Source organism: Neobacillus sp. Soil_C_43 (assembly GCF_057656715.1).
On the sequence record NZ_JBDGJV010000022.1, the window covers coordinates 1 to 25,343 of the forward strand.

At 38.7% G+C, this 25,343-nt stretch carries 28 protein-coding genes and 1 tRNA gene; 19 read left to right on the forward strand and 10 right to left on the reverse strand.

The window, feature by feature from the left end; all coding sequences use genetic code 11:
• Positions 1–586 precede the first annotated feature (586 nt).
• The 3 genes from AC3A54_RS22080 to AC3A54_RS22090 form a co-directional block, all read right to left on the reverse strand.
• Entirely contained in the window at positions 587–1,477 is an 891-nt protein-coding gene (locus tag AC3A54_RS22080) for a ClpXP adapter SpxH family protein (RefSeq protein ID WP_420489840.1), read from the reverse strand.
• Positions 1,449–1,859, reverse strand: a complete 411-nt coding sequence (locus AC3A54_RS22085) for a globin domain-containing protein (RefSeq protein WP_487656252.1) — start codon at positions 1,857–1,859, stop codon at positions 1,449–1,451. The genes AC3A54_RS22080 and AC3A54_RS22085 overlap by 29 nt, the downstream gene beginning before the upstream one ends.
• A 97-nt stretch (positions 1,860–1,956) precedes the next feature.
• A complete protein-coding gene (locus AC3A54_RS22090) occupies positions 1,957–2,541 on the reverse strand; it encodes a CYTH domain-containing protein (RefSeq protein ID WP_487656253.1) in 585 nt (194 codons plus the stop codon).
• 118 nt (positions 2,542–2,659) lie between these two features.
• On the opposite strand from AC3A54_RS22090, the gene AC3A54_RS22095 reads away from it, so the two are divergent.
• From AC3A54_RS22095 to AC3A54_RS22110, 4 genes are read left to right on the forward strand one after another with little or no spacing between them, the layout of a single operon-like run.
• Complete coding sequence (locus AC3A54_RS22095) at positions 2,660–3,019, forward strand: UPF0738 family protein (protein WP_487656254.1); 360 nt, start codon at positions 2,660–2,662, stop codon at positions 3,017–3,019.
• A gap of 18 nt (positions 3,020–3,037) precedes the next feature.
• Entirely contained in the window at positions 3,038–3,676 is a 639-nt protein-coding gene (gene yjbM / locus AC3A54_RS22100) for a GTP diphosphokinase (protein ID WP_308080520.1), read from the forward strand.
• 46 nt (positions 3,677–3,722) lie between these two features.
• Positions 3,723–4,517: an NAD kinase gene (locus tag AC3A54_RS22105; protein ID WP_308080519.1), complete on the forward strand. Its 795-nt coding sequence runs from the start codon at positions 3,723–3,725 to the stop codon at positions 4,515–4,517.
• A gap of 12 nt (positions 4,518–4,529) precedes the next feature.
• The gene (locus tag AC3A54_RS22110; RefSeq protein WP_487656255.1) at positions 4,530–5,435 is read left to right on the forward strand and encodes an RluA family pseudouridine synthase; all 906 of its coding nucleotides are present in this window, start codon (positions 4,530–4,532) and stop codon (positions 5,433–5,435) included.
• Between the two features lie 23 nt (positions 5,436–5,458).
• Here the strand turns inward: AC3A54_RS22110 and prpE are convergent, their stop codons facing one another.
• Complete coding sequence (gene prpE, locus AC3A54_RS22115; protein WP_487656256.1) at positions 5,459–6,199, reverse strand: bis(5'-nucleosyl)-tetraphosphatase PrpE; 741 nt, start codon at positions 6,197–6,199, stop codon at positions 5,459–5,461.
• Between the two features lie 95 nt (positions 6,200–6,294).
• Between prpE and AC3A54_RS22120 the strand changes: the two genes are divergently transcribed.
• The 3 genes from AC3A54_RS22120 (at position 6,295) to AC3A54_RS22130 (ending at position 9,832) form a co-directional block, all read left to right on the forward strand.
• Positions 6,295–8,154, forward strand: a complete 1,860-nt coding sequence (locus tag AC3A54_RS22120; protein ID WP_487656257.1) for a cation:proton antiporter domain-containing protein — start codon at positions 6,295–6,297, stop codon at positions 8,152–8,154.
• Between the two features lie 97 nt (positions 8,155–8,251).
• Entirely contained in the window at positions 8,252–9,022 is a 771-nt protein-coding gene (gene fabI / locus AC3A54_RS22125; protein ID WP_335527089.1) for an enoyl-ACP reductase FabI, read from the forward strand.
• A gap of 312 nt (positions 9,023–9,334) precedes the next feature.
• Positions 9,335–9,832 carry a CotO family spore coat protein gene (locus AC3A54_RS22130; protein ID WP_487656258.1) on the forward strand — a complete coding sequence of 166 codons (498 nt, stop codon included), beginning with the start codon at positions 9,335–9,337 and terminating at the stop codon, positions 9,830–9,832.
• A 49-nt stretch (positions 9,833–9,881) separates the two neighbouring features.
• On the opposite strand, the gene AC3A54_RS22135 is transcribed toward AC3A54_RS22130, so the two are convergent.
• The gene (locus AC3A54_RS22135) at positions 9,882–10,391 is read right to left on the reverse strand and encodes a CotY/CotZ family spore coat protein (protein ID WP_308080512.1); all 510 of its coding nucleotides are present in this window, start codon (positions 10,389–10,391) and stop codon (positions 9,882–9,884) included.
• Between the two features lie 151 nt (positions 10,392–10,542).
• Between AC3A54_RS22135 and AC3A54_RS22140 the strand changes: the two genes are divergently transcribed.
• The 7 genes from AC3A54_RS22140 to spoVIF all read left to right on the forward strand — a co-directional run bounded on the left by AC3A54_RS22140 (position 10,543) and on the right by spoVIF (position 14,218).
• Entirely contained in the window at positions 10,543–10,899 is a 357-nt protein-coding gene (locus AC3A54_RS22140) for a DUF1360 domain-containing protein (RefSeq protein WP_487656259.1), read from the forward strand.
• A gap of 436 nt (positions 10,900–11,335) precedes the next feature.
• Positions 11,336–11,707, forward strand: a complete 372-nt coding sequence (locus AC3A54_RS22145; RefSeq protein WP_487656260.1) for a sporulation protein — start codon at positions 11,336–11,338, stop codon at positions 11,705–11,707.
• 15 nt (positions 11,708–11,722) lie between these two features.
• Positions 11,723–12,202, forward strand: a complete 480-nt coding sequence (spoVAC, locus tag AC3A54_RS22150; RefSeq protein ID WP_308080509.1) for a stage V sporulation protein AC — start codon at positions 11,723–11,725, stop codon at positions 12,200–12,202.
• The gene (gene spoVAD, locus AC3A54_RS22155; protein ID WP_308080508.1) at positions 12,203–13,228 is read left to right on the forward strand and encodes a stage V sporulation protein AD; all 1,026 of its coding nucleotides are present in this window, start codon (positions 12,203–12,205) and stop codon (positions 13,226–13,228) included. It begins immediately after the preceding gene.
• A 6-nt stretch (positions 13,229–13,234) separates the two neighbouring features.
• Positions 13,235–13,591, forward strand: coding sequence for a stage V sporulation protein AE (gene spoVAE / locus AC3A54_RS22160; RefSeq protein ID WP_308080507.1), 357 nt, complete (start codon positions 13,235–13,237; stop codon positions 13,589–13,591).
• A 105-nt stretch (positions 13,592–13,696) separates the two neighbouring features.
• Positions 13,697–13,810 carry a YjcZ family sporulation protein gene (locus AC3A54_RS22165; protein ID WP_307289411.1) on the forward strand — a complete coding sequence of 38 codons (114 nt, stop codon included), beginning with the start codon at positions 13,697–13,699 and terminating at the stop codon, positions 13,808–13,810.
• A 153-nt stretch (positions 13,811–13,963) separates the two neighbouring features.
• Positions 13,964–14,218, forward strand: a complete 255-nt coding sequence (spoVIF, locus tag AC3A54_RS22170; protein WP_308080504.1) for a sporulation-specific transcription regulator SpoVIF — start codon at positions 13,964–13,966, stop codon at positions 14,216–14,218.
• Between the two features lie 32 nt (positions 14,219–14,250).
• On the opposite strand, the gene AC3A54_RS22175 is transcribed toward spoVIF, so the two are convergent.
• From AC3A54_RS22175 to AC3A54_RS22195, 5 genes are all read right to left on the reverse strand, one after another.
• Positions 14,251–16,548 carry a UvrD-helicase domain-containing protein gene (locus tag AC3A54_RS22175; protein ID WP_487656261.1) on the reverse strand — a complete coding sequence of 766 codons (2,298 nt, stop codon included), beginning with the start codon at positions 16,546–16,548 and terminating at the stop codon, positions 14,251–14,253.
• A 131-nt stretch (positions 16,549–16,679) separates the two neighbouring features.
• Positions 16,680–17,102 carry a GNAT family N-acetyltransferase gene (locus tag AC3A54_RS22180; RefSeq protein ID WP_487656262.1) on the reverse strand — a complete coding sequence of 141 codons (423 nt, stop codon included), beginning with the start codon at positions 17,100–17,102 and terminating at the stop codon, positions 16,680–16,682.
• Positions 17,103–17,107: 5 nt separating this feature from the next.
• On the reverse strand, positions 17,108–17,620 hold the full coding sequence (locus tag AC3A54_RS22185) for a YjcG family protein (RefSeq protein WP_487656263.1): 513 nt from the start codon (positions 17,618–17,620) through the stop codon (positions 17,108–17,110).
• A gap of 130 nt (positions 17,621–17,750) precedes the next feature.
• Positions 17,751–18,473: an alpha/beta hydrolase gene (locus tag AC3A54_RS22190; RefSeq protein WP_487656264.1), complete on the reverse strand. Its 723-nt coding sequence runs from the start codon at positions 18,471–18,473 to the stop codon at positions 17,751–17,753.
• A 117-nt stretch (positions 18,474–18,590) separates the two neighbouring features.
• The gene (locus AC3A54_RS22195) at positions 18,591–18,815 is read right to left on the reverse strand and encodes a hypothetical protein (protein ID WP_309865759.1); all 225 of its coding nucleotides are present in this window, start codon (positions 18,813–18,815) and stop codon (positions 18,591–18,593) included.
• Positions 18,816–18,978: 163 nt separating this feature from the next.
• On the opposite strand from AC3A54_RS22195, the gene AC3A54_RS22200 reads away from it, so the two are divergent.
• The 5 genes from AC3A54_RS22200 (at position 18,979) to bla (ending at position 25,107) form a co-directional block, all read left to right on the forward strand.
• Positions 18,979–19,051, forward strand: a tRNA-Val gene (locus tag AC3A54_RS22200).
• A 424-nt stretch (positions 19,052–19,475) separates the two neighbouring features.
• A complete protein-coding gene (locus AC3A54_RS22205) occupies positions 19,476–19,862 on the forward strand; it encodes a BlaI/MecI/CopY family transcriptional regulator (protein ID WP_487656265.1) in 387 nt (128 codons plus the stop codon).
• Positions 19,862–21,658, forward strand: a complete 1,797-nt coding sequence (locus AC3A54_RS22210; RefSeq protein ID WP_487656266.1) for a BlaR1 family beta-lactam sensor/signal transducer — start codon at positions 19,862–19,864, stop codon at positions 21,656–21,658. Before AC3A54_RS22205 ends, AC3A54_RS22210 begins: the two co-directional genes overlap by 1 nt.
• Positions 21,659–21,781: 123 nt before the next feature.
• Positions 21,782–23,833 carry a peptidoglycan D,D-transpeptidase FtsI family protein gene (locus tag AC3A54_RS22215; RefSeq protein ID WP_487656267.1) on the forward strand — a complete coding sequence of 684 codons (2,052 nt, stop codon included), beginning with the start codon at positions 21,782–21,784 and terminating at the stop codon, positions 23,831–23,833.
• 368 nt (positions 23,834–24,201) lie between these two features.
• A complete protein-coding gene (gene bla / locus AC3A54_RS22220; RefSeq protein WP_487656301.1) occupies positions 24,202–25,107 on the forward strand; it encodes a class A beta-lactamase in 906 nt (301 codons plus the stop codon).
• Positions 25,108–25,343: the final 236 nt, after the last annotated feature.

Sequence of the window (25,343 nt, forward strand, 5' to 3'; positions counted from 1 at the left end):
AGTACACCAAAAATAATTCATCTGCTTAACATTGTTTTTCATGAGGAATGAATTTACACATAATAATGGGCTTGACTAAAAAAGGTGAAACACTTTCAGAAGGTAAGCGAACTTCTGACAGAGTAAGTGTGAAAAACCAAAACACTGTCAGAAGGCAAGCGAACTTTGGACAGAGTAAGCGTAAAAAACCAAAACACTGTCAGAAGGTAAGCGAACTTCTGACAGAGTAAGCGTGAAAAACCAAAACACTGTCAGAAGGTAAGCGAACTTCTGACAGAGTAAGTGTGAAAAACCAAAACACTGTCAGAAGACAAGCCAACATCAGACAAAGTAACCGTAAAAAACCAAAACACTGTCAGAAGGCAAGGTAACTTCGGACAGAGCAGGCACGAAAAACCAAAACAATGTCAGAAGACAAGCCAACTTCTGACAGAGTAAGCGCGAAAAACCAAAACACTGTCAGAAGTTCTCCCACGTTCAGACACGATTGTCATTGAATTCATTAAACCTGCGTTAAAGTAGGCAACAGAAAGCAACAAAGTCTACAAAAAAAACAGGTGTTGGTCCATATGAACCATTACCTGTCTTAGTCTTCAATATATCTCCAAAACGTTCCGTATTTAGCGGGAATTTGCTCAACAACCTGTTTAAGAAGCAATTTTTTCATTTCTCGTTCAATCTGTGAAATGGACATATTATAAACCACTGCAATTTCTTTAGATGCTACAAACTTAAAAAACTTCATAAATGATTCTAATGGCGGTGGAGGGGATAATACAGGCTTCTCAGAAAGCATTTCCTCTAATATCTGCACATAGACCTCGTAAGGATATGTTCCTGTTATTTTAATACCTTCATCCTCAGCGTTTTCATTAAAGAAAACCAAAGTTGGAATTTCAGTGACATCCATTTCTGAAGTGATTTTAAGGTCACATTGAAAGGCCTTAGCAGCACTTTCGGAATGAATGTCACTTAGAAATTCTTCCACATCTAGGCCAGATGTCTTTGCACAATCCTTTAATACCTCTAAATTAGATATATTTTGTTTTTCTAAAAACAACATCTCCTGAATTCTTCGGAAAAAACGTATTCCTGCTCGTCTTCCTTGTAACTCAGCTGCTTTTATGGCAATGGATACGGTAAATGGTGTATCGACCGGATTCTCCAACCATAGGGTGCCATCACACGACATGCCTGAACGGCTTGCAGTCTTTTCCCATAAATCTGCAATGGTTTCATAGTTCTTCTTTTTACTCAAATTTAAATCGGCCAACCGTCCACTTAATACATGCTTTATTGAAAAATATCGACCGTATTCAATTTTCAGTTTTTTTAGTATAGGTTCAATAGCCCAGCATTCGGGACATAACGGATCTATAAACATATAGATTTCGATTGGCTTTTTTTCAATTCCGCCACATCGTTGCTTGGGACCATTCGAATTCGAATTACTCACGATTTTCACCTGAAATCTCATCGCCGTCTGGCGTGTTTATCATGTGTTGAGCAGTAAGATAAAGCCTGGAGTAAAAATCATCTCTTATCGGACCATGTAATCCAACTTCGTCCATTGCTTTTGTCATACAAGCTAACCAAGCATTAGCCCGTTTTGGTGAAACAGGGAAAGGCAAATGGCGTGCTCGCATCATTGGATGCCCATGTTCTTCTGTATAGAGGGCTGGTCCACCTAAATATTGAGTTAAAAATTGCTTTTGCTTTCTAGCAATTTCTGTAAATTCATTTGGGAAAATCGGTGCAAGATCAGGATGTTGTGCAACAAGGCCGTAAAATGTGTCAATTAATTGGTGTAGTGTACCTTCACCAATAGCCTCATATGGTGTTAGCTTTTTCTCATTCATGTTGACAACTCCTTTTTACCCTTTTGTATTTTTAATTTTATCAATGCCGTTTTCATAGCACAAATTTATTGCTTTAAAAAAAGGAATTTTAGACATACTACTCATTCATTTTATATTTTTGCATATAAAAACGACGAATTTTATTCTCCGTTTTCCGTTCTGGAATCTTATAGAAAGACAAGAATTCCCGGAAAATAAGCTGACCTTCTTTGTAGTCTTCCACTTCATACTCCAATTCATAATCTTCTTTGTTTAGATATGAGCTATGATCAAGGACTAATAAGCCTTTCTTGTAAGGAATTTCTACTCTATTCGTTAACAGATGACCAAAATACTCAATTTTAGAAAAAGGTATTCCATTTGCTTCAATTAGTTGTTGAATAACCCCCGTTGGTAACTTTCCGGATTGAAGTGCCGTAGTTACTTCATCTTCTGTAAGGATTTGATTAGTTTCTAAAAGACCGACAGCGGCTGGTTGTTTTAAAGTCATCTCAAAATGATGCTTCTTTTTTCGGATTCTAAGTGCTGAGCCTGCTTCCTTTAAGGAAAAACTGGGAGTATCAAAGTAATGATTTTCCTGTGAAAAGATTTGTGTTTGATCTATTTCGAGTGCATTTAAAAGTCTTTTATATTCTGATTCAGTGAGTATATTTTTAAATTCAATCTCAATATTTTGTGACATATCTGATTCCTTTCAATTAATCAATCAATTTTTATTAACTCTTCATCTTCGACTGCAATCCTTGGGAGAAATGAACGAATTATGCTAAAATAAGAGGGTGAAAAATGGAGGTCGAACAATGAAAAAAAGAATAACAATACTAAACGCAATCATAACAGAAGAAAAGCTACTATTGGAAACAAATGAGACCATTAATGGATTAGTGCCTTGTGAACAAATTCTAGTGGACTCTGATCATTATTCTTTTATTTATTTAATGGAGCAACAAGAAGATTATACATACATTGTTTTACCAGAACAAATCTGGCCTTATTTAAAGCAAGCTCTAGAAGAAAAGATGCCGGCATGGATTTCCACAACTGAGCAACAAATAGAATTGATTAATTTTCATGATGAATTAGATTATGTCATTAATAATATTAAAGGAAACAGTAACTATGGCAGCGAAATGGTTACGAAAGTAGAGAGCTTATTTTAGTTGATTGAGGGTGGAATCATGAAGCATTGGGACCTATTTTTAGCGCCATATAAACAAGCGGTGGCAGAACTAAAAATAAAATTAAAGGGGATGAGAGGTCAATTTGATCTGGATTCTACTCATTCACCTATTGAATTTGTTACAGGAAGAGTTAAACCAATTGCGAGTATTTTAGATAAGGCTAACCAAAAAGGAATTCCGCTTGAACGTCTTGAAGAAGAAATGCAGGATATTGCGGGAATGCGCATTATGTGTCAATTTGTCGATGATATTCATACGGTAGTTGATTTGTTAAGAAATAGGAATGACTTTGAAATTGTGGAAGAGAGGGATTATATCTCACATAAAAAAACAAGCGGATATCGTTCCTATCATGTCGTAATTTGCTATCCTGTTCAAACGATTCATGGGGAAAAGAAAATTTTAGCTGAAATCCAAATCAGAACACTAGCAATGAACTTTTGGGCAACCATTGAACATACGTTAAACTATAAATATAAAGGGATTTTTCCAAGTGATATCATGATGAGACTGCAACGAGCAGCAGAAGCTGCTTTCCGATTGGATGAGGAAATGTCCTTAATTCGTGGGGAAATCCAAGAAGCACAGGCTTTTTTCTCAAGGAAAAAAGAATTAAAGCAGGAAGAAAAAAACTAATCCACAGATGCCTTTTGAATCCCATTCATACAAGGAGCAAAATAATATGAAATTTGCCATTACATCAAAAGGAGATCAAAAATCCAATATTTTGATGCACAAGATGAGAACGTATTTACTTGATTTTGATCTAACGTACGATGAAGACCAACCGGATATCGTTGTCTCCATTGGGGGCGACGGAACGCTGCTTTACGCTTTCCACCGTTATAGTAGTCGTCTTGATAAAACGGCATTTGTCGGAATTCATACAGGACATCTTGGTTTCTATGCAGATTGGATCCCTGATGAAATTGAAAAGCTGGTTATTGCCATCGCTAAAACTCCATATCAGGTAGTGGAATATCCGCTTCTTGAAGTAATTATTCGTTATACACACGCTGGTAAAGAATCAAGATATTTAGCTTTAAACGAATCTACAGTTAAAAGTGTCGAGGGAACACTGGTTATGGACGTAGAAATACGTGGACAGCATTTTGAACGGTTTCGTGGGGACGGTTTGTGTGTTTCTACCCCTTCTGGTAGCACGGCTTACAATAAGGCATTGGGGGGAGCAATCATTCATCCGTCTATCTCTGCTATTCAAGTGGCAGAAATGGCATCCATTAATAATAAGGTTTTTAGAACAGTTGGCTCGCCATTAATCCTGCCAGCACACCATACCTGTATGCTAAAACCTGTCAATCGAACTGATTTTCAAATAACTGTTGATCATTTAACGCTTCTGCATAAGGATGTCAAATCCATTCAATTTAGAGTACCTGACGAAAAAATACGTTTTGCCCGTTTCCGGCCGTTTCCTTTCTGGAAAAGAGTGCATGACTCATTTATTTCTGATTAAGCCGGAGGGAGAATGATGGATTCTCGTTTTCAATTAAAGTGGTTCATTGATGATGACCATACTGGCATGCTCATTAAAGATTTTCTAAAAAAGGAAGAGGTTTCTCGAACTGCCTTAACTGACATAAAGTTTAAGGGCGGTAGTATTCAGGTAAATAGAGAAGAGGTAAATGTCCGTTATAAATTGAGAACGGGTGATGAGTTACGGCTCTTATTTCCTCTTGAAAGCCCAAGCGAAGGGGGTAAGGGAGAAGCAATTCCCTTGGATATTCTGTTTGAAGATGAGTTTTTACTGGTTGTGAATAAGCCGTCAGGGATGAATACAATCCCATCTAGAGAGCACCCCGTGGGGAGTCTTGCTAATGCATTGGTAGGCTATTATCAGCAGATAGGGCTTCAGGCTACATCGCATATAGTCACTCGTCTGGATAGAGATACTTCCGGAATGGTTTTAGTAGCTAAACATCGACATGTTCATCATCTTTTTAGCATGATGCAGCAGAAGGGTTTAGTGAAGCGGACCTATGAAGCACTTGCAGGTGGTGTTGTGTTGTCTGAGGGCGGAACGATTAAGGAACCTATTGGACGAAAAGAAAATAGTATTATTGAAAGAGAGGTCCGTGATGACGGACAATACGCCTGTACACATTTTCAGGTAATTAAGAGGTATCCAGCTTTTACACATGTTAAATTAAACTTGGAAACTGGACGGACCCATCAAATTAGGGTGCATATGTCCTTTATTGGTCATCCATTACTTGGTGATGATTTATATGGAGGAGATACCTCATTACTTAGTAGGCAGGCTCTTCATTGCAAAGGAATCCAGTTTAAGCACCCTATCCTGGGAACGGAAATGTCCTTTTTAGCACCACTTCCACCGGATATCTATGCAATAATTAAGGAGGCTGACATTTAGTGGTCAGCCTCCTTCATTTTTCCTTAATCAAATTGTTTAAATTTTTCTTCAATGTATGGCATAGTAGAAGGAACAGAAACAAGTTCCATTTCAGGATACCTTATTGCAGTTAGTTTTCCTCCAAACACAGCCCCGGTATCGATATTATATGTATTGTTGATTACACGCGGCTCTTTAACGGGAGTATGTCCGTACACAATACAAGGATCGCCATGATATTTTTTTGCCCAATCCCTTCTGACTGGTGAGCCATCAGGATGTTTTTCACCCGAAATATCACCATAGAGGACGAATTCTTTTACTTTTGAATGGGTTTGTCCGATAAATTCTTGTTTAATTCCTGCGTGAGCGATTACAAGTTTTTGTTTGTCTAATACTAAGTAAAGAGGCGCCTTTTCATACAATTCCATAAATTTTTTACGAATGGACTCTTGCTCTTTCTTATATAATAATTCATATTCTGCAACAGTAGTTTCAAGGCCGTGTGCGATTTGAACTTTATTCCCTAGAAAGAAACGGTACAATTTATTGCAATGGTTTCCAGGTGTATAGAATGCCTTACTCTGTTTAATGACGAGCTGCCAAACAATTTCAATTACTTTTAATGATTCAGGTCCTCGGTCCGTTAAATCACCAACAAACCCAAGTACTCTTCCTTTTGGATGAATAGGAATCCCATTGTCCCAATTGTATCCTAGTTCTAAGGTAAGATCTTTAAATTCATGTAAGCATCCATGAATATCACCAATAATATCTATTTTCATAAGAAACACCCCTTTATACTTATTTTTTGTGAAATTGTTCAATTTTATAAAAAAAGAATCCTTATCCTTAAAAGGATTCGAGAGGAGGAACAAGAATGGAGCAGCATGTTTCAGTAATTTCTTTGCTCATTGTTGTCACCATGGCATTTTTAACACCCATTTTCCTACATCGCTTTAAAATGAATTTTATTCCTGTAGTTGTAGCTGAAATTATTGTGGGATTGATTATTGGAAAAAGCGGTTTTAATGTGGTTCATGAAGATATGTGGCTGTCTACACTCTCTACTCTCGGATTTATTTTCCTTATGTTTTTAAGTGGACTGGAAATTGATTTTACTGCTTTCACGGGAAGTAAAAAACGGGACCGGCTTCCAAACGGTAAAATGGAGCCCAATACATTTGTCGTGGCAACGGTTATTTTTGCTGGGATATTTATCTTTTCACTCGGCTTATCGTATTTGTTTGTAATGGCTGGCTTTATTGATAATGCCTTCTTAATGACCTTAATCATTTCAACCATTTCCCTAGGAGTGGTTGTACCAACCCTCAAAGAAGCACATCTCATGAAAACAGTCATTGGCCAAATCATTTTACTAGTAGCCGTTATTGCCGATTTGGTGACGATGATCTTACTAGCTATTTTTGTCTCACTTTATGAAGCAGGGCACGGGAACACATGGCTTCTTTTAATTTTATTTGCGGCAGGAGTCATTCTATATTTCGTAGGTAAAAGATTTAAAAATCGCTCCATCATTGAGAGCTTATCTACAGGGACCGTTCAGATTGGTACTAGAGCTGTGTTTACCCTTATTATCGTCTTAGTTGGATTATCGGAAACAGTGGGAGCCGAAAATATCCTTGGGGCATTTCTCGCTGGTGTACTCGTCTCGTTGCTATCGCCAAACCAGGAGTTGGTACATAAACTGGATTCCTTTGGCTATGGATTTTTGATTCCAATCTTTTTTGTTATGGTTGGTGTAAATCTTGATGTTTGGTCACTTTTTAGTGAGAAAAAGCTTTTGTTATTAATTCCCCTTCTTTTAATCGGACTCTTGTTATCAAAGCTTATTCCGGTCTATTTTTTAAAAATTTGGTATGATACAAAAACGGTTATTGCATCTGGTTTTCTACTCACATCGACCCTGTCGCTTGTCATCGCTGCATCAACAATTGGAGAAAGGATTGGAGTTATTACGGAACAAATGAAAGGGACATTGATCCTGGTGGCCGTGATTACGTCCATTTTTACGCCCATTGTATTTAAAAAGCTGTTTCCAAAAGAAGTGGCCGGGGGTAAAAAAGTCAGCGTATCTTTCCTTGGTGCGAACCAGGTTACTCTGCCTGTATCTCGGGAATTAAAATCTGGCCTTTATGACCCTGTCCTGTATCATACGAAAATGGATAAATCAGACAAACAAATTGCTGATTCACTGTTTGAAATTGTAGAGCTTCCCGATTATTCAATGAAAACGATTGAAAACACGAAGGTGTATCAATCAGAGATTGTTGTTATTTCGACAGGAGATGAGGAGCTGAACTCTACTCTTTCCATTGCAGCTAAAGATAAGGGCGTTCCAAGGGTTATTGCGCGAATTGAAAGTCCTGATTTAGAGCAAAACTTAAGAGAGCATGATATTGAGGTATTCTCCGCATTTATGTCATCAAAAGCTTTGCTACGGGCTATGATTGAGTCACCAACTTTAATTAACATTTTAACAAACCAAGAAGCGGGATTATACGAAATTGTTATGATGAATACTCATTTTGATGGTATGCTTCTAAGAAGATTCCCGTTTACAGGTGATATTATTTTTGTACGTATTTTCAGAGGGAAGGATTCAATTGTTCCACATGGTGATACGGAACTACAGATGCATGATCGCTTAATCGTTACTGGTACCAAGGAATATGTAGATGAGTTAAAAAGGGAACTTGAATTCTGCGAAACATGTTAGCCTTAAAAAATATGTATACTTTTCATTTGTGACAATTTAGTGTAAACTTAGTACCAAGTACTAATAACTCGTAATTATTGTAGGAGGAATTTTCAATATGAATCTTTCATTAGCTGGAAAAACATATGTGGTAATGGGTGTTGCCAATAAACGCAGTATTGCATGGGGAATTGCCCGCTCCCTCCACAATGCAGGCGCAAGATTAATTTTTACGTATGCGGGAGAAAGATTAGAAAGTAGTGTTCGTGAATTAGCGAACTCTTTAGAAGCAGAAGGAACACTTGTACTTCCTTGTGACGTAACAAGAGATGAAGATGTGGCAAAATGTTTTGCTGAAATCAAGGAAGCGGTTGGCGCTATTCAAGGTGTTGCCCACTGTATCGCTTTTGCTAACAAAGAAGAGCTTCAAGGGGAATATATGAATACAACAAGAGAGGGCTTCTTACTTGCTCACAATATTAGTGCCTACTCATTAACCGCGGTTGCGAAAGAGGCAAGAGGATTAATGACAGAAGGCGGTAGCATTGTAACCTTGACGTACCTTGGCGGCGAAAGAGCTATACCAAACTATAATGTAATGGGTGTAGCAAAAGCTTCATTGGATGCAAGTGTCCGTTACTTAGCAGCAGACCTTGGAAAAGAAAACATTCGTGTCAATTCTATTTCAGCTGGCCCAATTCGTACACTTTCCGCTAAGGGTGTAAGTGATTTTAACTCGATCTTAAAAGAAATCGAAGAAAAAGCACCATTACGCAGACCAACAACGCCTGAAGAAGTTGGAGATACAGCTCTATTCCTATTTAGTGACCTGGCTAGAGGAATAACTGGGGAAAACATTCACGTTGATTCTGGATTCCATATTCTATAATATAGGCTGTATTAAAGAACAGTGTTGATTTTTACACCCTGTTGATTGGAGCGGAAGGCACGAAGACTCCTGTGGGAGTATGGTTCAGGGGAGACCCCGCAGGCGCAAGCGCCGAGGAGGCTCGCCGAAACACCCACGGAAAGCGAAGTGCCTGGAGAGGAAATCAACAGGCAAGTTTAACAGAGCCATAATATAAGAAAGCCCGCTGCCAAAGCGGGCTTTTAATATGGGGATTTACCTATTTAGTATGAACGCGTGTAGGCTTTTCGCATACATATAAAGTGTAGAATTACGCGATAGGAGGTACTGTGCATGTCAACTAAGAAGAATCAAGGACCGCTTTTATATGTTAATCAGCCATTTTCTAGAACTCCTTCTAATACAAACATGCAAGAAATTTATATTAGTAAAGGAGATCAAGAGGAACTAGAAGAAGAGAAACCGGTTGAAACAGAAAGTAAGAAGAAAATATCTCTTGCTAAAAAAGAAATCGTGCAAGAAGCCGAAACAAAAAAAGAAGCCACTCTTCCATCCTCAGACAACCTACATCAGCAAGAACCAAAACCATCTTTTAAAAGGGTAAAACCCTTTAAAGATTTGAATATTAGAGAACGATTGGATTATTTAATTAATTTTCCTAAGGTATTACCGCCAGTGCCTTGTGTCTTTTATACAAAAGAAGAGAATTATACCGGTTACTTAACTGCCTATGATGACGGTCAGATTACCATTCAATTTCATGACCAATCAACGATAGATATTCCTTTAGTGGAGTTAAAGGACATTATTATGATTGGTATAAAAAGATAATAAAAAAGCCAGCCGATAAACGACTGGCTAATATACATTTTCTGATTTCTTAGTTACAAATACCTAGGTTAACGTCTGCGATACATTGTACTGCACAGAAGCAGCTTAAATCAACTGTAATACAGTCGTTGCTTGCACGGAAGCGCTCAACCTGGCAAACTTTTGTAAGGTCAATACAGCATTTATCTCCGCCAGAAACTAAGTTTACTGGACAGAAGTTTCCGCCATCACGTTTGCCTGGTACTAAAACACGAAGTGTTGCACAGCAGTTATCGAATACGTCTTCTACTCGGAAGTAGATGGACACACAAGCATTACTTTCGTTGCTAAAGAACGCATGGAATGGTGAACCGTCTGCTGTACTTAACACAAATACACGAGTATCAACTGGATCTCTCCTAGATGGTGATACTAGCGTACCTAGTGGTTCAGTAAAACAGCTGGTACATTCTGCACACTCTTCTTCTACAGCATTATCTTGGATGTCTTTAATGGCACGAACTACTTGGCAAACACAGTTTGCACTGTCATTGTCATGATGATTTCTTCCACAACCCATTTATTTTTTCCTCCTTATTCGTGATATATCTTACACTACTAACATATTTAACAGAGCGGTTTTGGGTTACGGACAATAGCCTGTTTTAGCTAAATTAGGCGGATAATGAGGAATTTTCGCAGGGTTTTCGAAAAGGAAAGGGTGAATAACCATGAAAATAACGTTTCTCAGCTTCTTAGTCTTATCCTTGGCTAGCTTTCGGTTAACACGATTACTTGTATTTGATAAGATAACTGAATTTATTCGTCAACCCTTTTTTGATGAAGTAAGTGAGAAGAATGAGGACGGGGAGATAGAGGTTTATTATATTACGAAAAGAACAGGGATAAAGAAATTTATGGGTGAACTATTAAGTTGTTATTGGTGTACTGGCATTTGGGCAGCAACGTTCATAACAAGCTTCAATTATCTTTTCCCTGGTGTATCGGAACCCATTACTCTTATATTGGCGATAGCCGGGTTGGCTTCCATTATAGAACTATTTGTTCAGCAATTTATCAGAAATTAATTGTTTCGCTGAGACAAGACATAGTTGTCGTTCATATTCTATCTTAGTAGAAATTTTTTCGACAAAAGGAGAGAGGTAGATGGATACGAATAAGAAAAATACACAATCAACACAAACTACACAAACAATTCAATCTTATAAGCCGTCCAATAAGATTAAGAAAAAAGGCTGCGGCTGTGGAAAGAAAACTTCAAAGTGATAGAAAAAACTGCTAGTTAATCTGGCAGTTTTTTATTTTTACCCAAAGGGCTAATAAGTAAAAATAAAGATGATCTTGTCATAATTTTGGGCTTTCTCGAAAAAACTAATTATAAATAATGGAATAAGGAAAGGGAATCAGATGATCACTAGTTATCGATTAATATTATTCACCTGTCTAATTTTACTGTCCGCTTGTAGTAATAATCAACCTGTCAAGGATAGCCAATTAGCTCTCATGAAAACAACTAATCCTAAGCCGGTTATTATTTCTAATAAGAAGCATAGTGACCGTGTGGAAGAAATTAAAAAGGATGTTAGTTCTCATCCAGAGCTTTACGATGTTGCTGTGGTCAAGGGTAAGAAAGATACTTTAGTTGTTTATAAAGTTAAACATTTACATCGTTTTCGAATGAAAGCGATAGAAAAAAATGTAAATAAGATGCTGGAGGAAAAATACCCAAAAGAAAACTTTACAGTTTCAAGCGATTATAAGGTATTTTTAGAAGCTGTGAGACTAAAGGAACATATTAAATCATCTGATTTCTCTAACCAGAAAGCTGAAAAACGCTTTAATGAAATTGTAAAAATGACAGAAGATATGAAGTAAGAAGGGGAGAATACGATGCCGAGTAACAAACAAAAAAACACAACACTTCAGCAGCGAAACTATCAACAACTACAGCAAAAACATGAAATAAAGAGACCGGTCTTAAAGAATTGTATAAAAGCTTTTTTTGTAGGTGGGCTCATTTGTGTAATTGGTCAAGCTGTTAGTTATTTTTATATTTACTTTTTTAATTTTACTGAACAGAGCGTTGGAAACCCAACAGTCGCAACTATGGTCTTTTTTTCAATGCTATTAACTGGGTTTGGCGTTTACGATCGATTAGGTCAATTTGCAGGAGCAGGGAGTGCTGTGCCGGTAACTGGTTTTGGTAATGCAGTCATCTCGGCTGCCATTGAGCACCGGACAGAAGGGTTTGTTCTTGGAGTTGGTGGAAATATGTTTAAATTGGCTGGATCGGTCATTCTCTTCGGAGTTTTTTCCGCTTTTGTAGTTGCATTAATTAAAACGCTACTTGTGATGTGGGGGGTATTGTAATTGTTAAAAGGGCATCAATCATGGGTGTTCGCAAACCGCCCAATGATCACAGCAACTGGCGTAACGGGTGGACCATTTGAAGCAAATGGAAAATTGGCCAATGATTTTGATCTATTGTATGAAGACTTATGGATGGGAAAAGAGTCCTATGAAAAGGCCCATAGATTATTACTTGAAGAAGCAATTAAGGTTGCCTTGGATAAAGGAAAAGTTCAAAAAGAACAAATCCAATTTTTATTTGCAGGAGATTTGATCAATCAAATCACACCGACGAGTTTTGCGGCACGGACGATGCAGATTCCATACTTTGGTCTGTTTGGAGCTTGCTCGACTTCCATGGAAGGCTTAGCGCTGTCTTCTTTCGTGGTGAACTACCAGGGAGCTAAATACGTCCTTACAGGTGCATCAAGCCATAACGCAGCAGTAGAGAAACAGTTTCGGTATCCAACTGAATATGGTGGTCAAAAACCTCCTACCGCGCAATGGACCATTACGGGTGCAGGAGTAGCACTTGTGCAGCCTAATGAACCTGATCGGTTCGAACCTGTGACAACTGCTGCAACCATCGGAAAAGTGATTGATATGGGCTTAACCGATCCCTTTAATATGGGTGGGGCAATGGCGCCAGCTGCGGCAGATACCATCATGGCTCATTTTCGTGACTTAGAGTTGGACCCATCCTATTATGATTTAATTGTTACTGGCGATCTTGGAAGAATCGGACATGATACTGCCTTTGAATTATTAAACAAAAGCGGCCTTAAATTGGAGCGAAGACAATTCCAGGATTGTGGTTTATTGATTTACAAGGAGGACCAACCGGCGCAATCTGGGGGAAGCGGTGCAGGATGCTCAGCAACCGTTTTATACGGTCACTTATTAAATCAAATGAAAAAAGGGCAATATAGAAGAATTTTAGTTGTTGCAACAGGGGCTTTATTGTCACCGTTAAGTTTCCAGCAGAATGAATCAATTCCGTGTATTGCACACGCAGTTGCGATAGAAATGAATGGAGAGATGGGGTGAGCCTTTGTGTTAGCGATGTTTTTCTGGGCCTTTGTAGTGGGTGGAATCATCTGCGTCATTGGACAACTATTATTTGATGTAGCTAAACTGACTCCAGGTCATACTTTAAGCTTGCTCGTTGTTGCCGGAGCAGTTCTGGATGGTTTCGGGTTGTATGAGCCATTGGTCGACTTCGCCGGGGCAGGGGCAACCATTCCAATTACCAGTTTTGGGAATGCCCTCGTCCATGGAGCCTTACAGGATGCCAAGGCACATGGAATTATTGGGGTATTAACGGGGATGTTCCAGGTGACAAGCTCTGGAATTTCAGCTGCCATTATATTTGGTTTTATCGGCGCACTTATTTTTAAACCAAAAGGGTAAAAACACAATTTTACTTGTTTTTTTAGTTTAGTCTGTCATGCCTATACACTTTTTTATGTACTTTCATATGTTATTAGTGAGATTACAAAAGTGAGGTGACAGTTTATGTGGTGTGGATATGGAGGCGGCTACGGCTATGGCTACGGCGGTGGTTCAACTTTTGTTCTAATCGTTGTGTTGTTCATCCTATTAATCATTGTTGGTGCAAGCTTCTATTAAGAAATAGTGAGCTTGAACTGAAGGAAAGGGTTGGCCCAATAGAATGGCCGACCCTTTCTTAACCTATGTTTCTTTTTAGCTTTTCCAATTTTATTCACCATTTTATGACTCCTTCATACAATAGAGTAGTTTATGAAGGAGTGTGAATTTACGATGGATAATGGTTTCTTTAAAAATATAGAAAACAAAACGGGCGTAAATATGAAGGATATTTTCGACCTTGCTAATTCTTTGCAAAATGCGAATTTTAAAGATGAAAAAACTGTCCGTAATGTAATTCGGAGAGTTTCCCAAATTGCCAATAAACCGGTAAGTAAAGATATGGAAGACCAAATTGTGAAATCAATTGTGAATGATGGTAAGCAGCTTGACTTCAATACAATCACTAAAATGATGAATAAAAAGTAAAAAGAGAAGAGAGGCTGACTTAATTATATAGGTCACCCTCTCTTCTTTTTATTAAGGGGTGTTAAAAAACGTGATGGGTACGCCTTTTTCCCCCTTCTATGCTGGGGAACGGAAATAAAAAGCTGATTCTGTGCACGGGTCATGGCCACATAAAATAATCTTCGTTCTTCTTCTAAAGCAGTGAAATCACCGTTTCTATATGTTTCGAGTGCATAATCATGTGGAAGACTGCCGTCGACCGCACCAAGCATATAGACAGTTTGATACTCTAGCCCTTTCGCCCGGTGAATCGTGCTCAGGCTAATGGCATCGGTAAAATGCTTACTTAAGTTTTTAATTTCCTTATTCATGGCCGACATGTGCTCCGCATGTACTAATAAGGCTTCAATGGTATCGAAGCTTCTTGCAGCCACCTTCAGGTCCTTCAGGTCATCTGAACCCTTTTCCAGCTTACTCGATTCATTTCCACGTTTTTTAAGAAAATCAAGAAAACCAATGTCCTTTTCAATCTGTTCAAGTGCCTTAATCGGAGACAAGTGTTTTAACCCGCGAATGAGCGTCACTGCTTTTTTTAATTTTTTCTCTTGAAAAGCATGTGTCGTTTTCAAGTGTGAAAGAGACTCAAGAAAACTACAGTCTTTTAAGATGCTTTGTGCTTTTATTTCTTTAAGTAGAGACTGTTTTAAAAACAGAAAAGGTAAGATGTCAGCAATTGCTTGGGGATCATCTTCATTTAAACTCACTCTTAGAAAGGAAAGGGTGCTTCTTACTATATAACGGTCATAAAAAGAGTCTGCGTCCAAATCAATTTTAAACGGAAGGTTTGAGTTCGCTAAGCGCTCAAACACGGCTCTAGAGCTAGCATTGGTTCGATAAAGAATCGCAAAATCAGAAGGGTTCGCTCCTGCTGCAATTTTCTCTTGAATGTCAGTAACAATCATGGTTGCTTCTTCTTCTTCATCATAGGGGAAAAATAACTTTGGCAGTATTCCCGCTGAGAATTGAGCCTTCATTTTCTTCGTTCTTCTTAATTTATTTGCAGAGATCATTTGATTGGCTGCCGAAACAATCTCATGAGAGGAACGATAATTTTGGTCTAGAGTGACCAATTTTGCATATGGAAAGTCTTTCTCAAACTCAAGTAAATAGCTAGGGTCACTGCCTCGGAAGCTATAAATGGCCTGGTCATCATCACCGACTGCGCAGACGTTCTTGTTTTTTCCTGATAAAAGCTTAACCAGCTCGTATTGCACCTTATTAATATCCTGAAACTCATCGATTAAGAAATAGTGAAAACGATCTTGATATTGTTGAAGAAGTGCTGGAGATGTTTTGAGAAGCTGATAACAGCCAATCAGCATGTCATCAAAGTCAAATAAACCTTCTCTTTGTTTGAACTCTTCATACTTTGTATATAAAAAGACAACTTTCTCTTCCCACTCTGTTGAAGGTTTAACTTCATTAGGCAGGAGTAGGGAGTTTTTCCAAAATCCAATTTGCTGAAGAGCCAGATCATAAGCAAATTCTTTTTCCGATAAATCAAGTTCTTTACCCGCTTCCTTCAGGATTTTGTCCCGTTGCCATTCCTTTTTTAATAGTTTATGAGCCGACCAATTCACTGAATCATGATACATAAGTATGCGGTAAAAGATGCTGTGAAAGGTTCCTGTAACCAGTAAGTTGATTTTCTCTCGGTTTATTTCTGGATATGTGAGCAAACGATGCTTCATTTCCGCAGCTGCTTTTGATGTAAAAGTAACAAGCATAATCGAGCGGGGATCTGTTTGTTTTACTTCCATCATATAGGCTGTTCTGGCAGTCAACACCCGAGTTTTCCCACTGCCGGCACCAGCTAAGACTAGCAATGAACCTTCTGTTTCCATAACAGCAGCCGCCTGGCTATCATCTAGGACCACTCCCTGATCTTCGAGTTGCTGAAGGTATGACGGGCGCTCATTTTTCTGCCTGGCATCTGCTGGTTTAAATGGAATTTGATACTCTATATGTTTTGCAGACTTGAAAAATTCAACATCTTTGGGGGCCTCTGTAATGATTCTGCCTTGCGGTATTTTAAAGCCGTTCCGTTCGATATAGATTGGTGTGTCATCTAATTGGGTTACTGGAGAATTTGGTTCCAAACAAGCTTTTTTAGGAGCATGTGCATGAAAAAAATGTGGATGATCTTGAATTCCTAAAAACAGTTGCACCTTTTCCTTGCAAGCAGGACATAGGAGTTCACCATTTTTCCCAGCTAGGAATATCTTTTGATGTTGTTCCCTCGCTAGTTGCTCAAGTTCAATGGTTTGATTTTGGTAGATAGCAGTTTTCATATAGTAAAACCTCAATTTCAATAAATACGACTGTTCTATCATAACAAAACCTGATAGGGACGGAAAGTGTTTCATATATTAACCATTCAATTAAAAAAACCACTTGCCGTCTCTGGCAAGTGGTTCGTATGTTACATTTCTTTCATCATTGTTTTATGAGGAATGCCTGCATCGAGGAATTCTTCAGAGACAACTTCATATCCAAGACGAGCATAAAAGGGGATGGCTTGTGTTTGGGCATTAAGTTTTAACCTATGAAGCCCTTGTTCACGAGCATGCTCCTCAATGCCATTCATGATGGCATTTCCAGCACCCGTCTTTCTTGCTTCCTTTAATACACAAATTCGTTCTACTTTTCCATAGCCTTCAACCACACGGAATCGACCTGCACCGATTGGCGCACCATCGTTATACAGGACAAAATGAACAGCTTCATCTTCGAATTGATCGATTTCCTCTTCAAGAGGTACTTTTTGTTCTTCAACAAATACAGTCTTTCGAATGGAGAATGCATCTGCTAGTTCTTTTTGATCTTCAACCACTTTAAGCTTCACTTTACCTATTCCTTTCCAAGACGAAATGTTTCATATACAGTCCAAGAACCATTTTCTAATTGATAGAGAAGGTGGAATCGGTCAATGGTTTCTTCGTGATCAATTTTTGTCATTCGGAGTGAACCAAAGACATCGGAGTGTTCGTCATTAGAGAGGTTTTGACCAATCGTAATATGAGGGACAAAGGCATACTCTAATGGTGAATCACTAAAAGTTTGATTGATTTCGGAATGCAGATTTATTAGTTCTTCTGTCGGATCAACTTTAAAATAAATCACGTTATTTACGGGTTGAAAAGAGCTAATCTTTGAAGTTTTTAAAGAAAATGGATGGGTATTTTGAGCGATTTGCTGTAGCTTATTCGCTACATCCTTTGCATCCTCTTCAGTTGCTTCAAAGGCATTTTTTAATGTTAAGTGTGGAGGAATAAGTGAATAGTGTGGATCATAACGTTTACGGTAAGAATTCACTAAATCTTGAAGCTTTTTTGATGGAAAAATGACAACTCCAAATTTCATACGTATATACCTCCGTTTTAAAAAATTATTTAAATAGAAAAATAATACTCATAACAGCCTTCTTACTATTATAGCAAATTTTCTAACAATATTAAATAATAGAAAATACTCAAACTTTTGTTAATATGTGTTAGAAAAACATGTTCAGTGCCCGTCTTAAATCTGGCTGCCAATAGGTCCACGTATGATCACCATTAAATTCTTCATAAAAGTATGTAAATGGTTTATCTGAAATGATTTTTGATAGTTCCCTATTAGGGTCTAAAAAGTTCTTCACTTGTCCATCTGTCGTCGGTACTTCCGTTTCTTGGGTTCCGATTACATGATAAATCTCTAGTAGCTGAGTATCTGTAAAATCTTCCACTAATTCTAAGATCTTTTGATTCACATAGGGTGATTGCAAAAGCACCTTTCCAAATGTATGTGGATATTGAATCGCTGTCATTAAAGAGACGGTTGCCCCAAGAGAATCACCAATAAGTGCCCGGGTCGTACCCATTTGATAGGTTGGAAACTCCGTATCAAGAAATGGCACTAATTCATGTGCTAGGAAGCGTATATATTGCTCATTTTGATCACCATTTGGATGATATTTTCTGCGGCGATCGGCAACATCTTTATAGGGTACCCCAACAATAATTAAGTTTTCAATTTCTCTGGTATTAAGAAACTCATCTGCTAATCGACCAATTCTGCCAAGTTGAAAATAATCCCGGCCATCCTGGGCAATCAGCAGAGAGTATTTATAGAGTGGTGAGAAGTTTGCTGGAAGGTAAACGAGAAGTAGTATTTCCTCTCCCAGCTCTTTACTATGAAAGGTAAGTTCTTTAATCTTGCCTTTTGGAAATTCCATGTGATAAAACCCCCATATTCAGTAGATACATTAGAATTTTACCATAACTCGACTGGAAATGCTTTCACAACGGGGAATAAAGGGATTGGTAAGCTGCTGTTAAGAGGTAAAGAGGAATTAATGAAGATATCGATTTTTTGATTGTGATTCGGGCATTAGGGATAAGATGTTTTCACGTTTAAAGGTGCGCATCTGTTTCCGAAGCAAACAGTACCCGCGGATATAGTCATCATTTATTTCCTTCACAATCAGTTTCCGTTGTGAAATTTCTTGGTTGTCGGCAAGGTAAATCATTTCCAAAGGCATGTTTTCTTCAATTGAACGAATAAAAAGCCCATCCATGTAAATCACTCCTTTCTTTATATACTATCATTATAACCGAACATTAGTTCTTTATTCAACTGAAATAAGAACTAATGTTCTTGTTTTTTGAGGTTGTATATTGGAAATTAATTATTGACTTTTGCTACAATATTACTATAATTAGATATGTAGATTAATAAGCGATCTGTTAGCTCAGTTGGGAGAGCGCAACCTTGACAGGGTTGAGGTCGGGGGTTCGAACCCCTCACAGGTCATCCGAACGGTAGAAACGTTGATATAACGGTGTTCTACCGTTTTTTATTTCCAATGACTTATGCGTTGACTTAATTGCAGGGTAGCGCTCCTATTTACAACATGGTAGCGCTGCGTTTATGCGTCTTTTGTTCCGTTGACTTAACCGAACAGGAGGCGTTTTTATTTTGGCTGACAAACGAATAGGAAATCGCGTTAAAAACGTTTGAATATTGTGAAAAACTGCACATAACCTCGATAGTTTATTTCAATCTTTTATGGCGATAAAACGTGAGGAGGGAGTAAAAAGCTCCCTTCTACTATTAGAAGAAATCGTCAACACACAGGGGGAATATTTACCATACGCTAAAGTCACGACTATTTCTTTATGTTTTTGGCCCGTCTTGCTATAATAAATACTACAGTTGTAAAAGTAGGAGGGTTATCATGAAGGAGATTCCTCAAATATCAGAAGCAGAATATGAAGTGATGAAGGTTATATGGAACTTTGAGCCGATTTCGACTCCTGAGGTAGTGGAGAAATTTTCGAATAAGAGTGATTGGAAGCCAAATACCATTCACACCATGCTGGCGCGCCTAGTTAAGAAAAAGGCTTTGCACGCAAGAAAAGATGGCCGGGTGTTTATTTATACTTCACTGGTTGAAAAGCACGAATATGTTGAGCAAAAAAGTAATTCCTTTCTGCAGCAGTTTTTCGGCGGCACGTTAAATTCAATGATATTAAATTTTATTGAGAATGAAAAGTTATCGAATGAAGATATTTCGGAATTAAAGGAAATATTATCCACAAGGGACAAGAAAGGGGAAAAATAATGGATACCATGCTGCTGCGGATTTTAGTTAGTACAATCGTGGTATCCCTCCTTATTTTCATAATTCTGTTAATCAAAAAGCTATTAAACCATCATATGACGGTGAAAGCACATTATCAAATTTGGTATTTCCTTTGCATTCCAATCCTTGCTACCTTTTTACCTAGGAATTATTTTCGACTTGGAGAAGGAACGCGCTATTTTAAAAGCTTACTTTTTTTTCATAGAGACGCGCCATTGAAGAGTGAAAGGAATAATGGAGTGGATGCCTCTCAGGCGCCAAACAGCGATCTATTAAATGATTTCACGATATCGGTTAACAAGTCAACGCCCGATTTCCTCTACCATACATTTTTTACAGTTTGGGTCATTGGAGTGGTTCTTTTTATTGTGGCTGCTGTTTATTCAAACTATCAAATCTATCAAATGAAAAAGTCAGCTGCGGCTGTTCATAACCAAAAGTTAAATGAACTATTAGAAGCGTGCAAAGAGTTGGTTGGGGTGAAAAGAAACATAAGGTTGAGGGAGACCTCTCTTATTACCTCGCCAATCACGGTGGGGATTTTTCAACCCTATATTTTTTTACCAAGCAAAACGCGAGAAGCATTCTCGTTAAATGAATTAAAGTACGTGTTTTTGCACGAGCTGCATCATCATAAAAGCAAGGATCTGTTCGGGAATTACGTCATGTGTTTATTTCGTATTATTTATTGGTTTAACCCGTTCGTTTGGTATGCCTTAAAAAGGATTCGAATCGATCGGGAGTTAGCCTGTGATGCTTCCGTTTTAAATCTCTTGGATGAGAGTGGATATATCGAATATGGGCATACCATCATTCGGTTTGCAGATAAAAAACATGATCGTACCCTTGAACAGTTTGCTCCAGGTATAGGTGGCACAAAAACACAAATCAAACAAAGAATCCAGTGCATTGCAAGCTTCTCTAGCGATTCTCTATTATTGAAATGGAAAAGCAAGGCCATCTGCGCAGTTTTAGGAATTGTTGTGCTATTCCTTGCTCCAATCACCACCGTTATTGCGAGCCCAGATGATGTGTATCAGTTTAGCGGGAAGAATGCGGTCTATGAAGATCTAGGCTCCTATTTTAAGGGCTACAAGGGTAGCTTCGTTTTATATGATTCTTCTAAAAACCAATATCAAATTTATAATCGAGAGTTTAGTGAACAGAGGATTTCTCCTGATAGCACCTATAAAATATTTTCTGCCTTATTTGCAATGGAATCTAATGTGATTTCAACGAATAACAATAAACAGGTTTGGGATGGGAAAATTTATCCTTTTCCAGAATGGAATCAAAATCAAAATTTAGCGACTGCCTTGAGCCAATCCGTGAATTGGTATTTCCAAAATACCGATCGAGAGGTAGGAAGAAAGCAGCTGCAAGATTATTTTCACAAGATAAAATACGGGAATGAGGATCTTTCAGGCAATATGGATAGTTACTGGATGGAATCTTCCTTAAAAATATCGCCCATTGAACAAGTTCAATTATTATACCAATTAGAAGAAAATCAATGGGGTTTTAAAGCGGAAAATATCAAAGCGGTAAAAAAGGCAATTTTAATAGATGTGCAAAAGAATGGGCGGTTGTATGGTAAAACGGGAACCGGCATGATTAATGGAAAGAATGTAAATGGCTGGTTTATTGGCTTTGTCGATAAAGGAGATGATCGTTTTTATTTTGCCATAAATATTCAAAATATGGATGGGCAGGCCCAAGGAAGCAAGGCAGCGGAGATTGCCAAGCAGATCCTGCATCATAAGAAGATATATTAATAATTAACCCCAGAAAGGATTACCCTTCCTTTTTGGGACTTTCTCGGGCTAAATACTACAATTGTAGTATTTAAAGCAACCTTGTACACAAACTTTCAAGTATGAAAGGGCTGATGCGTTTTGATGCAGAAAAGGCAGAAAGAAAATATAGTAAAAAACCCAATTCGATGGAGACTGAATGGTCTTTTTTTCATGGTCTTTGTTCTTTTTTCTATCCTGATTCTCCGCCTTGGCGTTATCCAAATTATCAAAGGGGAAAACTATGCGGCTCAGGCAGAGAAGACAGATGTGACGCCCGTCAGCTATTCAGTTCCGCGTGGAAAAATATATGATATGAATCATAAGTTAGTAGTCTACAATATTCCGGAAAAGGCGATTATCTATACACCGCCCAAAAATCCGCAGCCGGACGAATTGCTTGAACTGGCCAAAAAGTTAAATACCTTTCTGGTCATGACTGATAAAGAGATCAATAAAGTAACCGATCGGGATTTGAAAGATATCTGGCTGGCGGTACATAACAATGGCACGGATTTAATCACAAAGAAGGAGGAGAAATTATACAAACAGGAAAGGCTGAATGACAAGGATTTATATCAATTAAAATTGAACCGCATTACAGAAAGCGATCTCCAGGCAATGGACAAAAACCTGGCGGCCATATACCGGAAACTTTCTTCCGCCAGCGCTTTAACCCCGACGATGATCAAAAATGAAAATGTAACAGAGGAAGAATATGCGAAGGTCAATGAAAATCTGGAAAACCTGCCGGGTGTGGATGTCACGACCGATTGGAAGAGGAGCCGCACCTACGGGGAAACGTTTTGGAATATGCTTGGGGAAGTAACGAGTGCAGATGAAGGACTTCCGGCAGAAAAGGTAGATTACTATACGTCTAAAGGGTACAACCTGAATGACCGCGTCGGGAAAAGCTATATTGAAGAGCTTTATGATGGCGTGTTGCAAGGCCAAAAGGAAAAAGTGGAAACGGTGACAGATCCAAACGGAAATGTGGTGAGTACAGAGACTGTATCGGAAGGGAAGAGCGGCAAGGATATTGTTCTGACCATTGATATGGAGTTTCAAGCCCAAGTGGAAAAAATTATGCAGGAAGAGTTAGTCAGTGCAATCCAAAAGCCGCATACGGATACGCTTGACACTGCCTTTGTTGTGGCAATGGAGCCGAAAACAGGCCGCATTCTTGCGATGTCAGGAAAAGTGTATAACAGGCAGACCCGGGAGTTTACCGATTTTACACCGGGAACCTTCACTTATGCGTTTGAACAGGGGTCCGTTGTAAAAGGGGCCACAGTATTAACCGGATACCAAACGGGTGTCAGGGATTTCGGGGAAATCGAGCTGGATGAAGTCATGCGATTTAAGGGGTCGGGAACCTTTTCCTCTTACCAAGTCATGAACAGAATTAACGAATTAGAGGCATTAGAGCGTTCATCAAACGTTTATATGTGGAAAACCGCGATAGAAATTATGGGCGGCAAGTATGTCCCCAATGGCACATTGAATATCAATCCGAAAAAAATTGAAACCATCCGCTATTATTTCAACCAATTTGGTTTGGGCATCCCTACTGGTATTGATTTTGATAATGAAACGGCGGGAATTAAAGGAACCAATCCAAGCACCTACTTTCAAATTGCCATCGGACAATTAGATACCTATACACCGATGCAAATTGCCCAGTATATGACAACGATTGCCAATGGAGGATACCGGATGAAGCCTCAATTGGTGAAGGAGATTCGTGAACCCAATATGAATGGCAATGAAGCGGGTAACGTGATCGATGAAATCGAACCAGTGGTGCTGAATCGGGTGGATATGAGTGAGGAGATGATTAAGCGGGTTCAACAAGGTTTTTGGCTGGTTACCCATGGTTCCAAAGGAACAGCGAGAGGATATTTTAAAGATGAACCGTACAATGCCGCGGGTAAAACCGGGACCTCGGAATCCTATAAAAATGGGGTGAAGACTTGGAATCTTTCTTTTGCTGGTTATGCTCCATTTAATGATCCCGAGATTGCCATTGCCGTTATTGTGCCCAATGCCTACCGAGATGGTTATGCTTCGCCGCACAGTGCTGCTAATATCATCAGCCAGCGGGTTTTTCGGGCATATTTTGACCTTAATGAAAAAGGAAAGCAAACGACAAAATGATATTGACAACTTTTTATTACACATGTAGTATTACCTTTGTAATAAATACTACATGCGTAGTATTTAGTGCGTAATCTACTATTACACATGTAATTAAATTGGAGAAAGGAGGAAATTCTCCCCCAGCATTTCGGGGCAGCATAAGGTTATGAAAGTGATATTGAATATGGTTCAAAAAGCTGCAAACGAAATAAATTTTTCGTTGTATAAATAATCGGAATTGAATCCGAAAGTTTTTAGAATCTGCTGGTTAATAGCCGACGGTGTTAATCAAAACATAATGTTTAAACCCGCTTATTCTATTTTTAGGACATCTAATACTAATAGAAAGAGGTAAGATCTTGAGGAAAACAAATGATATTTTCAGTATGAATAATTTAATATATGCCCTGCTTATGCTAGTGGTTGCAATTGTACCCCTCGCCGGCTGGTCGATGACCACCAATAACCATTCTGACAAACCCGATAAGGCAGTCATGAAAACACCAGCATTCCCTATACACCGTGAGTTTGCAGAACTTGAGAGCAAGTTTGACGCCAGGCTCGGAGTCTACGCTATCGATACAGGTACAAATCGAATCGTCTCCTATCGGTCTCATGAGCGGTTCGCTTACGCATCTACTTACAAAGCTCTAACAGCAGGTGCATTGCTGCAGCATTACTCAATTGATCAACTCGACGAGTTAGTTACATACAACAGCGAAGACATAGTTTCGTATTCACCCGTGACAAAGCTTCACGTAGATACCGGGATGACTCTTCGGGAAGTTATCGAGGCTGCTGTCCGATATAGCGACAACACCGCTGGGAACCTTTTATTAGAGAAACTGGGAGGACCTGAGGGATTTGAAACAGCACTGAGGCAGATTGGCGATAACGTTACCAAGGTTGATCGCTACGAGCCGGATTTGAACTCAGCTGTTCCTGGAGATACACGTGACACAAGCACACCAAAATCACTTGCTACGAGCCTCCAGGCTTTCGCAGTCAGCGACTTGCTCCCTACTGAAAAACGTAAGATCCTGACAGATTGGATGCGGGGAAATACCACTGGAGATGCATTAATCCGTGCAGGCGCACCAACAGGTTGGGAAGTCGATGATAAGAGCGGGGCAGGAAGCTATGGAACGCGGAATGATATTGCGATTGTTTGGCCGCCGAATAGAGCTCCCATTGTCATCGCAGTCCTATCCAGCTGCTATACACAGAATGCCACCTATGACAATGTGCTTATTGCAGAAGCTGCCAAGGTCGCACTTAACGCTCTGAAGTGAATGATAAATAAATTCACTCATCACAATTCTCGGGTTGCATCAGTGAACAGGCTTATCATTCAGTCATCATATACACACATATGATTGTTACTAGGGTTACTCCTAAAATTATTTAATAGTAGTTATTTTTCTAATTAATTTTGTTTAACAGTTTTGATTTAACCTCATCAAAAAACTCATAATAAATCATTGTTTTCCATATTTATTTAATTTATTTTATACAGATTAAACAAAGG